A 15,877-nucleotide genomic window follows, 5' to 3' on the forward strand; every position below is an offset into this window, starting at 1 on the left:
CGCAGCTGCGGCGTCGGTTAATCAGCCGCCGACTTTTTCCTCCGGCGCCTGGGGATTGCGGGTAATAAACATCGCATCGCCGTAGCTGAAAAAGCGATACTGCTCAGCTACCGCCTCGCGATAGGCGTTCATGGTGTGGCGATAACCAGCAAACGCGGAAACCAGCATAATCAGCGTGGATTCCGGCAGATGGAAATTGGTGATCAGCGCATCAATAATCTGATAGCGATAGCCGGGGTAGATAAAGATTTGGGTATCGTCGAAGAATGGCGCAATCAGCGCATCCTGTGCCGCCTGCGCCGCGCTCTCCAGCGAGCGCACCGAGGTGGTGCCCACAGCCACCACCCGGTTGCCGCGCGCCTTACAGGCTAACACCGCATCCACAACCTCCTGCGGCACTTCAGCATACTCGGAATGCATGATGTGATCTTCAATGCTGTCCACGCGCACCGGCTGGAAGGTTCCCGCGCCCACGTGCAGCGTCACAAATGCCATCTCGACGCCTTTTTCCCGCAGCGCGGCCAGCAGCGGCTCGTCGAAGTGCAGGCCAGCGGTCGGCGCGGCCACCGCGCCCGGCTTCTGGCTGTAAACCGTTTGATAAAGCTCGCGGTCAGCCTCTTCATCTGGACGATCGATATAGGGCGGCAGCGGCATGTGACCGATAGCGTTAAGAATGTCCAGTACGTCGCGTTCATCATCAAATTGAATTTCGAACAGCGCATCATGACGCGCAATCATTGTTGCCCGCACGCTTTCATCATCGCCAAACAGCAGCTCTGCGCCCGGCTTCGGCGCTTTAGAGGCGCGGACGTGCGCCAGCACACGCTTGTCATCCAGCATGCGCTCTACCAGCATTTCAATCTTACCGCCGCTGGCTTTACGCCCGTAGACACGGGCCGGGATGACGCGGGTGTTATTGAACACCAGCAGATCGCCGGGGTTAAGCTTATCCAGCACATCGGTGAACACGCCGTGGCTTAAAGCGCCATCAGGACCGTTCAGCGACAGCAGTCGGCATCCGCTACGCTGAGGCTGCGGATAGTGGGCAATTAATGATTCAGGTAATTCAAAAGAAAAATCAGCGACGCGCATGCTCAATGTCTTACGGCTAACAAACAGGCGGCATAGTCTAGCGGAAAAGCGGGAAATTCTGAACTGTTACCCGGTAACCATTCTGTTAGCGTATACTGCCAGGATGAACTTTCTTGCTCATCTCCATTTAGCCCGGCTTGCCAACAGCTCGCTGACAGGCAACCTGATGGCGGACTATGTACGCGGCGATCCGCACCTACAGTGGCCTGCCGATATCGCCGCCGGCATCGCGCTGCACCGTCGCCTTGATGCCCTTACCGACTCCTTACCCGAAGTCCTGAGCGCCAAACGGCTGTTTCGTCAGGAAACGCGTCGGGTTGCACCTGTCACGCTGGATGTGGTGTGGGATCATTTTTTATCACGTCACTGGGATCGCATTGAGCCAGAGGTGCCGCTGCCGCTGTTTCTGGCGCGCGCTCAGGCGCAAATCGAGCCGATGTTGCTGCAGTTGCCAGAAGGTTTCCAGCGTCTTAACGGCTATCTCTGGCGTGAACGCTGGATGGAACGCTATGCCGAACCCGATTACCTGCAACAGGTTTTATGCGGAATGGCAGCGCGGCGTCCGCGTCTGGCGGCGCTGGCCGATTCGTGGCAGGATTTTTCCGATAATTACGCGGCGCTTGAAACTTTTTTCTGGCAGTTTTATCCACAGTTAATGGCACGCGCTGCCGCACAGCAGCTGTAGCTTTTTCTCAGCCTGGCCGTTATGTTTATTCCCTGCAGGCCGGGCCTGTTCCGCAGGGCCGTTGCGGAATTTTTATTTCAACAGGAAGAGCACAATTCTCAGGGAGATAATATGCAACACCAAATTCTTTTTTGGCTTCATCATTTTGAAGTGCCTTACGCCACGCCGCTCTCTTTAGCGATAGTTATTGCTATCGTATTACTGATCTCGCTGCTTGCTCACTGGCTGCTTCACCGTGCCGTATTGCCGATGTTAAAACGCCGCGCCTACGCCTCAAGCCAGCAATGGGCGAAATCATTAATCGATAATCACCTCTTTAACCGCTTTGCCTTATTGCTGCAGGGCGTTCTGCTCAATATCCAGATCGACCTGTTTCTGTCCAATAGTGAACCGCTGCACGCCGTTCTGCTGGTGTTTTCGCAGGTCTGGATGATGCTCTTTTTACTGTTGATGCTCTTTTCGCTGTTAGACATTCTGCTGGAGCTATCGGCTAACAGCACGCTTGCCCGACAGCTGCCGCTGCGCGGTATTTTTCAGAGTATCAAGCTGGTGGCAGCGATCCTGTTTGCCATCATGATTATTTCAGTGCTGATGGGTAAATCGCCGCTGGTGCTGATTACCGGCCTGGGCGCGATGACCGCCGTGCTGATGCTGGTGTTTAAAGATCCGATTTTGGGTCTGGTGGCGGGCATTCAGCTGTCGGCAAACGACATGTTAAAGCTGAACGACTGGCTGGATATGCCTAAATATGGCGCAGATGGCGCCGTAATCGATATTGGGCTGACAACGGTGAAAGTGCGCAACTGGGATAATACCATCACCACTATTCCCACCTACGCGCTGATTGCCGACTCGTTTAAAAACTGGCGTGGTATGTCGGAATCAGGCGGACGCCGGATCAAGCGCAGCATTAATATCGATACCACCAGCATTCACTTCCTGAACAACGATGAGTTGGCACAGCTACAGCATGCGCAGCTATTAACGCCTTATATCAAACAGAAAATGGTTGAGATCGAACAGCACAACGCGCATTTAAGCAGCGATTTAGACATACCGTTAAATAAACGCCATCTGACTAATATCGGTACGTTCCGCGCCTGGCTGGAAGCCTGGCTGAAAAGTCATCCGCAGATCCATCAAAACATGACCCTGATGGTGCGGCAACTGGCACCCGGTACCGATGGACTGCCGCTGGAAATTTATGTTTTTACCAATACCACGGTATGGCTGGAGTATGAGCGTATTCAGGCTGATATTTTTGACTATATCTATGCGGTGCTGCCAGCCTTCGGTCTGCGTGTACATCAAACGCCAACCGGTCATGACTGGCGTGCTTTTGCCGCTAACGCAGAGAATAAGCCCCACCTTTAGTCAGCCCACTCGACCCGACTTATAACTGCCCCTGAAATACAGAGTTCATTCGGGGCTGTTAATAACCAGAAAGGCACTGCTTGCCATACCCATAAAAAAAGCCGCATCGCTGCGGCTTTTTTTATCATGCTGACTTCTTACGCACCAGCTTATAGCCCGCCAGCAACAGCACAATCCAGATTGCACCGACATAGAGCGAAATGCGGGTATCCGGGAAATAACCGATTAAACCGATAATGAACACCAGGAACAGCACGCCGAAAATGGCGGTATAGCTGCCGCCCGGCAGCGCGAACTTCAGCGCCTGCGCCTGCTGCTTGCTCAACGTACGACGGAAAGCGATCTGCGAACAGAGGATCATAATCCATACCCAAACGGTGGCGAAGGTTGCCAGCGAGGCGATAACCAGAAACACTTTTTCCGGCATCAGGTAGTTCAGATAAACCGCAATCAACATCGCCAGCATCATCACTACAACCGTTACCCACGGAATGCCGCGATCGGAGACTTTCATAAACATCTTTGGCGCATGGCCCTGCTGCGCCATACCGTGCAGCATGCGCCCTACCCCAAATACATCGCTGTTAATCGCCGAGAGCGAAGCGGTCAGCACCACAAAGTTCAGAATAGAGGCCGCAGCCGCAATGCCCAGATGCTGGAAAGTCAAAACAAAGGGGCTGCCCTGCGTGCCAACCTGGTTCCATGGATAGATCGACATAATCACAAACAGCGTACCGACGTAAAAAACCAGAATACGCCAGGGCACCGAATTAATGGCACGCGGAATCGATTTTTCAGGGTCTTCCGCTTCACCGGCAGTGATACCGATAATTTCAATGCCGCCGTAGGCAAACATCACCATCTGCAGCGACAGCAGCATGCCGACAATGCCGTGCGCAAAGAAACCGCCATTGGTCCACAGATTATGGATGCCGGTTGGCTGGCCGCCGTTGCCGATCCCCCAGATAATCATGCCAAGGCCCGCTGCGATCATAATGATAATGGTGGCGACCTTGAAGAAAGAGAACCAGAACTCCACCTCGCCAAAGACTTTGACGCTCATCAGGTTAACGGCACCGATCACCAGCACCACGCTCAAAACCCAAATCCAGTGCGGCACGTCGGGGAACCAGACGCCCATATAGATACCGAACGCGGTAACGTCGGCAATCGCAACTATCAGGATTTCAAAGCAGTAGGTCCAGCCGGTGATGTAGCCCGCCATTGGACCAAGGTAATCCTGCGCGTAACGCGAGAAGGAGCTGGACTGCGGATTGTTGACGGACATTTCGCCCAGCGCACGCATAATAATGTACGCCACGACACCGCCGATAACGTAGGCCAGCAGCACGCTCGGCCCGGCCATTTTTATTGCATCGGCAGAACCGTAAAACAGCCCGGTCCCAATCGCCGATCCCAGCGCCATAAAACGAATATGGCGTGTACTCAATCCGCGTTTGAGCTTATTGGTTTCTTGCATAATGACATCTTACCTGTGGAAATGAAAAACCACGGGCATGCCCGTGGTTAAGACCGAATTGTATCAGGTTTAATGATGCGCCCTGACCCGCTCTTGCCCCATCATGCGGTCGGCTAATGCCGTGACGATCAGCATAACCAGCGAAGGCGGCAGCCAGGCAAGCCCCTGCTCGGCCAGCGGCAGGTGTTGGCTAACGGCAGGCAGCACATCTTTAAAGCCGGTGGTTTTAATCGCGTCGATGATACCAAATACCAGGCTAACAAGCATAACCGGCGCAATAATGCGGGCGCTTTTATTCCACCAGCTCAGGGTAAAGCTGAGCACAACCAGTACGATGCACGGCGGATAGATGGCAGTCAGCACCGGAATGGAGATCTGAATCAGATGACTCAGGCCCAGGTTAGAGACCACCATCGAGAACAGGCCCAGAATAAACACCAGCGTTTTATAGGAAAACGGCAGGTATTGCGCAAAAAACTCGGCGCAGGCACAGGTCAACCCCACCGCCGTCACCATACAGGCGATAAAGATCAGCGCTGCCAGGAAGAAGCTCCCCATTCCACCGAAGGTATGCTGCACATAGGCGTGCAGGATGGCCGCGCCATTGGCATTCTGATCGGCCAGCGTACCACTGCCGGACCCCAGCTGAAACAGGCTCAGATAGACCAGCGTCAGGCCGACACCGGCAATCAGACCGGCCAGAATGGTGTAACGCGTCAGCAGACGTGCGTCGTCCACGCCGCGTGAACGCGCGGCATTAACGATAACGATGCCGAACACCAGCGCACCCAGCGTATCCATCGTGAGATAGCCGTTAACAAAACCGCTGGAAAAGGCCGCGCTCTGGTAAGCGTCGGTAGCCGGAATATGCGTTCCCGCAGGCCACAGCAGCGCCGCCACGCCCAGAATAAACAGCGCGATGATTTTCAGCGGCGCCAGAATATGCCCTACCGTATCCAGCAGTTTGCCCGGATAAAGTGAAATCGCGATCACCAGCGCGAAATAGATCAGGCTATAAACCAGTAGCGGCATCGCGCCATCGCCAGTCAGCGGAGCAATACCGATTTCAAAGGAAACGGTCGCCGTGCGCGGCGTGGCGAACAGCGGCCCTACAGCAAGGTAGCAGACCGTCGCCAACAGCAGGCCAGCCGCTTTACCTATTGGCGAGCTTAGCGCATCGATACCGCCGCCAACGCGTGCCAGCGCGATCACCGTAATAACCGGTAGACCCACTGCGGTAACCAGGAACCCAAGCGCCGCCATCCAGACATGTTCGCCTGACTGTAAACCGACCATGGGAGGGAAGATGATGTTGCCTGCGCCAACAAACAGGGCAAAAGTCATAAAGCCCAGCGCAATGATGTCTTTCGACGTTAAACGATGTGTCATAAAGCTGAATTGCCTGCTACAGATGTTGCGGTGGATGTTGTGTGAATGCTTACTGCACCCTCTCTACGCTAACATGCTGTCGGATCGGACAAATTAATTAATTCATGTCTGTTCACGACCGCAAACGCAGTGATATGAGCTAATTTTGTTCTTTTCACAGAGGAAAGCCGCGATAAGCGGCGTAAGTAAAACGTTTATAGCGAAGAAAGGCAATACAGGATCGGAAAAGCAGAGTGATATAACGAATATAGGCTTCAGACCAGAGAATCACTTCAAACTATGCCTAAAGCACATTACATGATGTGACTTTTTTTCACCAGCCCGGCGTTAATTTCTTCATTGTAGCCGGCCTGGATGCACAAAAGGCGCGTTTTTACGCGCCTGTTTGCACACATTTACGCCACTCACCAGACGTTTTTTGCAATATCCACTACCAGACGCAGTTTATCCCACTGCTGCTGCGCGGTAAGATTGTTGCCTTCCTCGGTAGAGGCAAAGCCACACTGCGGGCTGAGGCAAATTTGATTGATATCGATATACTGCGTTGCTTCAGCGATACGCGCCTTCACGCTTTCCGGATCTTCCAGCTCGCCGACTTTTGTGGTGATCAGCCCCAGCACCACCTGCTGATTGCCCGGCTTAATAAAGCGCAACGGTTCGAAGCCGCCGGAGCGCTCGTTATCATATTCCAGGAAGAAAGCATCAATATTGACGCCGCCAAACAGAATTTCCGCTACCGGCTCATAGCCCCCTTCAGAGATCCAGGTAGAACGGAAGTTACCCCGGCAGACATGCAGCCCAACGGTCAGGTCTGCTGGTTTGCCTTCCAGCGCTTTGTTCAGTACGCGCGCATAGGTTTGCGCCAGCTCTTCCGGGTCATCACCGCGCTCACGAATTTGACGCTTCTGATCTTCCGAGCAGAGATAGGCCCACACGGTGTCATCCAGTTGCAGATAGCGGCAGCCTGCATCATAAAAGGCTTTGATGGCATCACGGTAAGTTAATGCCAGGTCGTCAAAATAGTCCGCCAGGTCTGGATAGACCTCAGCATCAATCATCTTACGTCCGCCACGGAAGTGCAGCACGCTCGGGCTTGGGATGGTCATTTTAGCGACAGCGTCACCGCTGATGCTGTTAAGGAAGCGGAAATCTTCCAGCATCGGATGATCGCCGAAACCCAGCTTGCCGGTTACGCGCACGCCGCGCGCTTTGGTTTGAATTCCGTTGAACTGAATCCCCTGCTCCGCCTCATAGCGCTCCACGCCCTGCAGACCGTCAAAGAAATCAAAGTGCCACCAGGCGCGACGAAATTCACCGTCGGTTACCACCTGCAAACCACAGGCGCGCTGCTGTTCCACGACGTGGCGGATCTCTTCATCTTCCACACGGCGCAGCGCCGCAGCATCAATCTCTCCGGCGGCAAACTGCTCGCGGGCGCGCTTGATCGCTGCAGGACGTAAAAAGCTGCCAACCACGTCGGCACGAAAAGGGGCGGTTGTTCTTTGCATTATTTTCAACTCCTGTAACGAGGCGATCCCGCCCCGCTGATTTACCGATGAAATAGTTTCAGATCTTTATCTTTAAGACTTCTGGATGTCTAAATGTCTGAAATCAGCGTCTCATGACTTTTGTTCAGCGGCAAGGGAGGAAAATTCACAAGGCATGAAAAATATTCATGTTGATGCTGAAAAAACCGGCGCGCTTATAATCCCAGCAGCGCCTTTGCCTGATTGATTTGCCGATCGGAAAGAGGCAGATAGCCCGCCTGGGTCACCAGCGCCTGCCCCTGCGGAGAAAGCACATGACGTAAAAACGCGGCGGTAAGCGGCTCCGGCATCTTGCCTGGCGGCTTATTGATATAGATATAAAGCGGGCGTGCATAGGGATAGCGCCCATTACGAATCGTTGTGGCATCGGGCACTACCGCTTCGCCCTCTTTCGCCAGCGCCAGCGTTTTCACGCCGCTGATATGGAAGCCAAAGCTGGCATAGCCAATGGCATTAAGATTGCCCGCTACCGCCTGCACCACTGCCGCTGAGCCAGGATATTCGCCCACGTCACGACGAAAATCGCCGTTGCAAAGCGCCTGCTGCTTGAAAAACCCCCAGGTGCCGGACGCTGAGTTACGTCCCAGCCGCTGTAGCGAACGATCGCGCCAGCTGAGCTGTTGTAACCCCAAATCACCCCAGGTATGCGGGGAACGGGGTGCGCCGCAGCGCCGCGTCACGGAAAAAATCGCGTCCAGCTGCTGCGCATTGAGCCGGGTCAGCGGATTATCCTGATTCACCACCACCACCAGCGCATCCAGCGCCACCGGCACCGCCAGCGGCGGATAGCCGTAGCGCTGCTGAAAAAGCTGACGTTCCGAAAGCTGCATTGGACGGCTCATTGCGCCCAGCTGTGCCGCGCCTGCGGCAAGCGCGGTCGGCGCGGTGGAGGAGCCGGCGGCCTGAACCTGCACATTAACGCCCGGATACTGAAGATTGAAACTTTCGCCCCACAGCGCCATTAAGTTGCCCAGCGTATCTGAGCCAACGCTGCTGAGATTCCCTGCCAGCAGCGCGGGTTTTGCCTGCAGCGCGCCGGAAAACAGCAGCAGCAGCACCATGATGATTTTCATACTTTGCATCCGTCAGATTTTACGCGCCGCATTGTCCGGCAGATGCTGGCTGACAATCAACCTTGTCGGCAGGATAAAACTAAAACAGGTCCCTTTATGCGGCTGGCTGGTAATGGTGAGACGAGCGCCGTGATGACTCAGGGCATGTTTAACAATCGCCAGCCCCAGCCCACTGCCGCCGGTGGCCCGCGATCGCGCCTTATCCACCCGATAAAACCGCTCGGTCAGACGCGGCAGATGCTCCTGGGCAATGCCCGGCCCGTTATCTTTCACTGTAAACAGCGCGCCCTGTTTGCAGAATTGCCAGCTTACCTCGATATGTGTGCCTTCCGGCGTATGGTTGACCGCGTTATAGACCAGGTTAGAGATGGCGCTGCGGAGTTGCTCTTCGTTACCGAACACTTTCAGCTGCGCATCGGCATGAAACTCAATATGATGCCGGCCATTACTCAGGGTTTCCGCTTCTCGCTGCAGCAGGCGCAGCATCATCGGCACATCCACCTTCTCCGCCAGATCGATAGCGGGCGCAGCCTCAATGCGCGAAAGCGTCAGCAGCTGTTTAACCAGACCATCCATCCGGCGCGTCTGCTCCTGCATGGTTTGCAGCGCCTTTTCGCGGGATTTTCCCTCCAGCACCGCATCGCCCATCATTTCCAGATAGCCCTGCAGCACCGTAAGCGGCGTGCGCAGTTCATGACTGACGTTAGCAAAGAAGTTACGACGCGCGCCCTCCAGCTGATGCATCTGCGTAACATCGCGCGCCACCAGTAGCCACTGTCCTTCGCTATAGGGCATTACGCGAAATTCCATATGCAGCTGATTATTCATCACCAGCGTTAGCGGACGAACAAAATCCTGCTGACGCAGATAGCGAGAAAACTCAGGATAGCGCAGCAGATTAAGGATATTCTGGCCGTTATCTTCCGGCCAGCGCAGCCCCAGATGCTGCTGCGCCAGACCGTTGCACCAGAAAATAGTGCCCTCATCGGTGGTCAGCACCACCGCATCGGGCAGGGATTCCGCCCCGCTGCGAAACCGCTTAATCAGGTTTCCCAATTCGCGGCGGCGGCGGCGGTTGCGTAGCTGCATCTGATAAAGCCCGTAAAACAGCGGCTCCCAGCTCCACTGACCGCCAGGCGGCGTCATAGAGCGATCGGTCCACAGCCAGTGTGAAAGACGCAGCAAATTCCAGAAGTGCCAGCCCAACAACAGCAGTACGGCGCACAGCAGGAACCACGGCAACCAGCCGATAATCAGTCCAGCCAACAGCGCGGGCAAACAGACCAGCACCAGTTCCAGTAATAATCTCTTCCAGGAGAGGCGTTCCAGCACGAGGCAGACTCCGATCAGTAACGAGCGGAGAAACGATAACCCGTTCCACGTACGGTTTGCACCATGCGATCGTGGCCGGTCAGCTCCAGCGCCTTGCGCAGCCGTCGAATATGCACGTCAACCGTACGATCCTCAACGTAAACATTGGTGCCCCAGACATTGTTCAGCAACTGTTCACGGCTGTAGACACGTTCCGGGTGCGTCATAAAAAAGTGCAGCAGTTTATATTCTGTCGGGCCCATCTCCAGCGGCGTGGTATCTGACATCACGCGGTGCGAAGAAGGATCCAGGCTCAGCCCCTGAATTTCGATCACATCCTCAACCGCCATCGGCGAAATGCGGCGCATTACCGCCTTGATGCGCGCCACCAGCTCTTTGGGCGAGAACGGTTTAGTGATGTAATCATCGGCACCCACTTCCAGGCCGCGCACGCGATCTTCTTCTTCGCCGCGCGCAGTAAGCATCATGACCGGGATATCGCGCGTCATCGCTTCGCGCTTGAGATGCTTAATAAACTGAATGCCGCTGCCGCCGGGTAGCATCCAGTCCAGCAGGATCAGATCGGGCCATGGCTCGATTAACAGGTTGACAGCGCTGTCATAATCATCCGCCTCAATGGGCTGATAATCATTTTGCTCCAGCACGAAACACAACATTTCCCTGATGGGGGCTTCATCTTCGACAACCAGAATGCGCTTAGCCATTATTGCTCCTGCGAATGTGACTCTTGGTCACGGGGATTTGCGGCGTCATTATGCGTCAGTTTTATGACAGATTTATGAAAAATGCACGGCCCCAATGGCGCTTTCGTAACGCTTTTGTGAAGCAATCAATAACCAATTTTTGAAACCCAGATGCAGGTAATGATCAATCCAGTTCCCTGCTGCGGCTTAGCTCTGGTTATAATCGCCCCGGCGTTCTGCTATTAGCTGGGAGTTTTATGCGCATTATTCACACTTCAGACTGGCATCTCGGTCAGTTTTTCTATACCCGCAGCCGTGCCGCTGAGCATCAGGCCTTTTTTCACTGGCTGATCGAGCGTGTTGAAGAGCATCAGGTCGATGCGGTGATTGTCGCTGGCGATATTTTTGATACCGGATCGCCGCCCAGCTATGCACGTGAACTTTATAACCGTTTCGTGGTGGATCTGCATCGCACCGGCTGCCAGTTGATTGTGCTGGGCGGCAACCACGATTCCGTCGCCACGCTCAACGAATCACGCGAACTGCTGGCCTGTTTGAACACGCGCGTGATTGCCGCTGCCAGCAGCGATCCCGAAGAGCAGGTTTTGACCTTAACCACGCGCCAGGGCAAACCGGGCGCGGTGCTGTGCGCCATTCCTTTCCTGCGACCACGTGACATTATGCGCAGCCAGGCGGGTCAGTCCGGCGAACAAAAGCAGATCAGCCTGCTGAACGCCATTACGCAGCACTATCAGCGCAGCTACCAGCATGCTCGTCAGCTTAGCCAGCAGGCGGAAAAATCGCTGCCGGTAATCGCTACCGGCCATCTGACCACTGTTGGCGTCAGCAAAAGCGAAGCGGTGCGCGATATCTATATCGGCACGCTGGATGCGTTTCCGGCGCAGGCGTTTCCCGCCGCTGACTATATTGCGCTCGGTCATATTCATCGCCCACAACGCATCGCCGGCAGCGAACATATTCGCTACAGCGGCTCCCCGCTGCCGCTCAGCTTCGATGAGCTGGGCAGCGAGAAAAGCGTATTTTTGGTGAGTTTTGCCGACGGCAAACTGGCCAGCGTTGAGCCGCTGCCGGTGCCTGGCTTTCAGCCAATGCAAACCATCAAGGGCACGCTGGCGGAGATCGAGCAGCAGCTAAAACCGTTTGCCAGTGCCTCTCCATCACGTCCGGTGTGGCTGGATATTGAAATCACTACTCAGGAATATCTGCATAACATGCAGCAGCATATCCAGACGCTAACTGAAGGTTTACCGGTGGAGGTGCTGCTGATGCGCCGCAGCCGTGAACAGCGTGAGCGAGCGCTTGCACGCCTGCAAAATGAGACGCTGAACGAGCTAAAGGTAGAGGAAGTTTTTGAACGACGCCTGGAACAGGAAGAAGACATGGATGAGGCGCGGCGCACGCGCGTACGTCAGTTATTTAGCGGCACGCTGGATGCGCTTTATCAGGGCGAGGAGAGCCAGCCATGAAAATTTTGTCCCTGCGTTTTAAAAACATCAACTCGCTCAAAGGCGAATGGAAAATTGATTTCACCCGCGAGCCTTTTGCCAGCAGCGGACTTTTCGCCATCACCGGCCCAACCGGTGCCGGTAAAACCACCCTGCTTGATGCGATTTGCCTGGCGCTTTATCACGAAACGTCGCGTCTGGGGAAAATATCCCAAACGCAAAATGAGCTGATCAGCCGCGATACCGCCGAATGCCTCGCCGAAGTGGAATTTGAGGTGAAAGGTGAAGCCTGGCGCGCCTTCTGGAGCCAGAACCGGGCGCGCGGCGCGGTAGACGGCAATCTGCAGGCGCCGCGCGTGGAGCTGGCGCGCTGTGCGGATAACGTCATCGTCGCTGATAAGGTGAAAGATAAGCTGGAGATGATCGCTCAGTTAACCGGTCTCGATTTTGCCCGCTTTACCAAATCGATGATGCTGTCGCAGGGACAATTTGCCGCCTTCCTGAACGCTGACGCCAACGATCGTGCCGAGCTGCTGGAAGAGCTGACCGGCACTGAGATTTACGGTCAGCTCTCATCGCGTATTTATGAGCAACATAAACAGGCGCGCGTGGAGCTGGATCAGCTTCGGGCACGCGCCGCTGGTATGGCGCTGCTGGATGAAGCGACGCGGATAGCGCTGGAAAGTGAAATAGCGGCGCTGGCGCAGCAGGAAAACCAACTGCATCTTCAGCTTAACACGCTACGACAGCAGCAGCAGTGGCTGAGTCAGCAGCAACGTCTGGAGCAGGAAAAAAACCAGGCGCGCAACGCGCAGCAGCAGGCGGAAAATAACTGGCAATGCGCCGAGGCGGAACGTCAGAAACTGGCGCGATCGGAACCGGCGGAAAAACTGCGTCCGCTCTGGCAGCAGCGTCAGCAGCTACAGCAGGATCTGGCACAGCTTAACCAGCAGGCACAGCAGCTCTCCGCTTCAATTCAGCAGGCCAGTGAGCAGTTACAAACTTTACAGAACAAACAGCAACAGGCTGAACAGGCACAGCAGCAGCTGAATACGCAATGGCGACAGCAGGAATGTCTGATCAACGAACAGGTGATCCCGCTTGACCATCAAATTGATAAGCTGACGCAGCAGCTTGGCCTTCAGCAGCAAACGCTGCAGGAAAACCAACAGGCGCTACAGCAGCGCCAACAGCGTCAGCAGCAGTTGAGCAGTGAACATCAGACGCTGCATACGCAACAGCAGCAAGAGCAACAGTGGCGCAGCGATCATGCTCAGGTTGTGAACTGGGGCGATCTGCTGGGCGGCTGGCGTGCGCGTTTTCAGCAGCAGCAACAGCTTCAGGAAAACCTGAGCATATTGCAGACCCGGCAGCGCCAGCATCAGCAACAGTGCGACGAACAGCAACAGCAGCTTGCGCAACTGATGGCTCAGGCCGCTCCGCTGGAAAGCGAACTGGAGCTGGCGCGCCAGCAGGTACAGCAGGCAGAGCAAGCACTTACTGCACTTCAGCAACAGCCGGAAAGCACGCTGCGTCACCAGCTGGAGCAGCTACAGCAGCAGCGACCGCTGCGGCAGCAGCTGGCTATCGTCTCCTCTACGCTGCGCCCGCTGAGCCAGCGTTACGCCCAGCAACAGCAGGAGCTGCAGGCGCTGGATGCGCAGATCCTGCTACAAACGCAGCAGCTTACAGAGCAGCGTCAGGCGTGGAAAGAGAAGCATCAGCATCGCGTCGATCTGGAAAAGCGTCTGGAGCTGGAACGCCGCATTGTTAGTCTTGAGCAGGAACGCGCGCGCTTAGTCGCCGGTGAGCCTTGCGCATTATGCGGATCCACCGAGCATCCGGCGGTGGAACGCTACCAGACGCTGACCTTAACGGAAAATCAGCAGCGCCTTGAAGAGATACGCCAGCAGGAAGAGCAGTTAAAAATAGCCGGCGTCACCTGTAGCGAACAGCTAAAGGCGTTACAAAGCCAGCAGGCGCGGCTAAGCCAGCAGCAGCAGACGCTTCATGGCGAGCTGTTGCGCCAGCAGGATGAATGGCAAACGCTGCTGGCAGCGGCGAACCTGGCGCTGACGCTGGAGGATGAAGCGGCCCTCAGCGCCTGGATCGGCCAGCAGGAGCAGCAGGAACAGCGGCTACAGCAGCAGCTTCAGCGGCTGGAACAGGCTGCCCGCAGCGTGCAGCAGGCAAAAGAGGCGCTGGCGGCCTGTCAGCAACGCTGGCAACAACAGCAACAGGCGCGCCAGCTGGCGGAACAACAGCTGCGCTACAGCCAGCAGCAGCGGCAGGATGCGGAACAGCAGTGTCAACAACTGGCGGCGCAGCGGCAACAGTTCACAGAAACGCTGGCACAGGAACTGGCACAGCATCAGCTTACACCGCCGGAGCCGCAGGCCGAGCAGGCGTGGCTGGAAGCGCGTCAGAACGAATGGCGGCGCTGGCAGAAAAGCGAGCAAGTGCTTACAGATATCGCAATGCGCCTCGCCGCCTGCGATACGGCGCTGAATGCGATCAATGAAGAACTGATCCAACTGGTGCAGCAAAAACAACGCGCAGAAACCCTGATGCAGTCACAGCAGCAACAGCTGGAGGCGCTGCGTCAGCAACGCCACGGCCTGTTGGGTGACAGCACGATTGCCGAAGTTCGTCAGCAGTGGCAGCAACGTCTGTTGCAGGCGGAAAATCAGGCGCGTGAACAGCAACAGCGCTGGCAGCAAAGTCAGAACCAGTTAAATAATCTGACCGGACAGCATAATTCTCTGATGCAACAGCTCCAGGCCACACAGAAACGTTACGACGAGCAGTTAATGCAGTTTAACCAGGCGCTGGAAACGAGCCACTTTAGCGATGAAGCGGCTTTCCGCGCCGCACTGCTGGATGAGCAGGAGACGCAGGCGCTGCGTGAGCGCTGTCAGCAGCTGGAGGTGCAGCGTCAGCAGGCCACGACGCTGGCGATACGCGCTGAACAAAGCCTGGCGCAGCATGAGCTTGAACGTCCTGATGATGTGAACCTCACGCTGCCGGAGCTGGAAGCCGTGCTGGCCACGCAGCAGCAGCTATTGCATGACACGGTTCGTCAACAGGGCCAGCTTCGTCAGCAACTGGAGAGCGATAATGCGCAGCGTCAGCAGCAGCAGAGTTTGCTGCAGCAAATTGAAGAGAATACCCAGCAGGTCGAAGACTGGGGTTACCTTAATCAGCTGATCGGCTCCAGCAGCGGCGATAAATTCCGGCGCTTTGCGCAGGGCCTGACGCTTGATCACCTGGTCTGGCTGGCGAATCAGCAGCTTGATCGCTTGCATGGACGTTATCTGTTGCAGCGTAAATCAAGCGATACCCTGGAGCTGCAGGTAATGGATACCTGGCAGGCTGATGCGAAGCGGGATACGCGCACGCTGTCGGGCGGCGAAAGCTTCCTGGTAAGCCTGGCGCTGGCGCTGGCGCTTTCCGATCTGGTCAGTCATAAAACCCGAATTGAATCCCTGTTCCTTGATGAGGGATTCGGCACGCTGGATGCGGATACGCTGGATACCGCGCTGGATGCGCTGGATGCGTTAAACGCCAGTGGCAAAACCATTGGCGTGATCAGCCATGTCGAGGCGATGAAAGAGCGCATCCCGGTACAGATAAAAGTGCGTAAAGTTAACGGCCTTGGCTACAGCCGACTGGAGCGGCAATTTTCAGTCTGATGCGCCTGTTGTCGGCGCGGCGCGCATGATACCGTGCGCTGCGCAACTCATCAGTCTGTAAGGA

General features: G+C 55.7%; 11 protein-coding genes. 4 read left to right on the plus strand and 7 right to left on the minus strand.

Translation table 11 applies throughout. The annotated features are described in order from the left end of the window. Nucleotides 1-21: 21 nt before the first annotated feature. The gene (queA, locus tag B1H58_RS02005) at nucleotides 22-1,092 is read right to left on the minus strand and encodes a tRNA preQ1(34) S-adenosylmethionine ribosyltransferase-isomerase QueA (protein ID WP_085067740.1); all 1,071 of its coding nucleotides are present in this window, start codon (nucleotides 1,090-1,092) and stop codon (nucleotides 22-24) included. 103 nt (nucleotides 1,093-1,195) lie between these two features. On the opposite strand from queA, the gene B1H58_RS02010 reads away from it, so the two are divergent. Together B1H58_RS02010 and B1H58_RS02015 are read left to right on the plus strand one after the other, a co-directional pair. Continuing rightward, nucleotides 1,196-1,777 (plus strand): ACP phosphodiesterase, encoded by a 582-nt coding sequence (locus tag B1H58_RS02010; RefSeq protein WP_085067741.1) that lies wholly within the window; start codon nucleotides 1,196-1,198, stop codon nucleotides 1,775-1,777. A gap of 111 nt (nucleotides 1,778-1,888) precedes the next feature. Then, nucleotides 1,889-3,151, plus strand: coding sequence for a mechanosensitive ion channel family protein (locus tag B1H58_RS02015; protein WP_085072210.1), 1,263 nt, complete (start codon nucleotides 1,889-1,891; stop codon nucleotides 3,149-3,151). Nucleotides 3,152-3,275: 124 nt separating this feature from the next. On the opposite strand, the gene proY is transcribed toward B1H58_RS02015, so the two are convergent. The 6 genes from proY to phoB all read right to left on the minus strand — a co-directional run bounded on the left by proY (nucleotide 3,276) and on the right by phoB (nucleotide 10,676). Beyond that, nucleotides 3,276-4,631 (minus strand): proline-specific permease ProY, encoded by a 1,356-nt coding sequence (proY, locus tag B1H58_RS02020; protein WP_085067742.1) that lies wholly within the window; start codon nucleotides 4,629-4,631, stop codon nucleotides 3,276-3,278. A gap of 69 nt (nucleotides 4,632-4,700) precedes the next feature. Continuing rightward, on the minus strand, nucleotides 4,701-6,020 hold the full coding sequence (brnQ, locus tag B1H58_RS02025) for a branched-chain amino acid transporter carrier protein BrnQ (protein WP_085067743.1): 1,320 nt from the start codon (nucleotides 6,018-6,020) through the stop codon (nucleotides 4,701-4,703). Nucleotides 6,021-6,424: 404 nt separating this feature from the next. Continuing rightward, nucleotides 6,425-7,528, minus strand: coding sequence for a cobalamin-independent methionine synthase II family protein (locus B1H58_RS02030; RefSeq protein ID WP_085067744.1), 1,104 nt, complete (start codon nucleotides 7,526-7,528; stop codon nucleotides 6,425-6,427). 194 nt (nucleotides 7,529-7,722) lie between these two features. Beyond that, nucleotides 7,723-8,640 (minus strand): PstS family phosphate ABC transporter substrate-binding protein, encoded by a 918-nt coding sequence (locus B1H58_RS02035; protein ID WP_085067745.1) that lies wholly within the window; start codon nucleotides 8,638-8,640, stop codon nucleotides 7,723-7,725. Between the two features lie 12 nt (nucleotides 8,641-8,652). Next, nucleotides 8,653-9,972, minus strand: coding sequence for a phosphate regulon sensor histidine kinase PhoR (phoR, locus tag B1H58_RS02040; protein ID WP_085067746.1), 1,320 nt, complete (start codon nucleotides 9,970-9,972; stop codon nucleotides 8,653-8,655). A 14-nt stretch (nucleotides 9,973-9,986) separates the two neighbouring features. Then, a complete protein-coding gene (phoB, locus tag B1H58_RS02045) occupies nucleotides 9,987-10,676 on the minus strand; it encodes a phosphate response regulator transcription factor PhoB (protein ID WP_085067747.1) in 690 nt (229 codons plus the stop codon). A gap of 236 nt (nucleotides 10,677-10,912) precedes the next feature. On the opposite strand from phoB, the gene sbcD reads away from it, so the two are divergent. Together sbcD and B1H58_RS02055 are read left to right on the plus strand one after the other, a co-directional pair. Beyond that, complete coding sequence (gene sbcD, locus B1H58_RS02050) at nucleotides 10,913-12,142, plus strand: exonuclease subunit SbcD (RefSeq protein WP_085067748.1); 1,230 nt, start codon at nucleotides 10,913-10,915, stop codon at nucleotides 12,140-12,142. Further along, the gene (locus B1H58_RS02055; protein ID WP_085067749.1) at nucleotides 12,139-15,813 is read left to right on the plus strand and encodes an AAA family ATPase; all 3,675 of its coding nucleotides are present in this window, start codon (nucleotides 12,139-12,141) and stop codon (nucleotides 15,811-15,813) included. The genes sbcD and B1H58_RS02055 overlap by 4 nt, the downstream gene beginning before the upstream one ends. Nucleotides 15,814-15,877 lie beyond the last annotated feature (64 nt).

Source organism: Pantoea alhagi, from assembly GCF_002101395.1.
GTDB lineage: Bacteria > Pseudomonadota > Gammaproteobacteria > Enterobacterales > Enterobacteriaceae > Mixta > Mixta alhagi.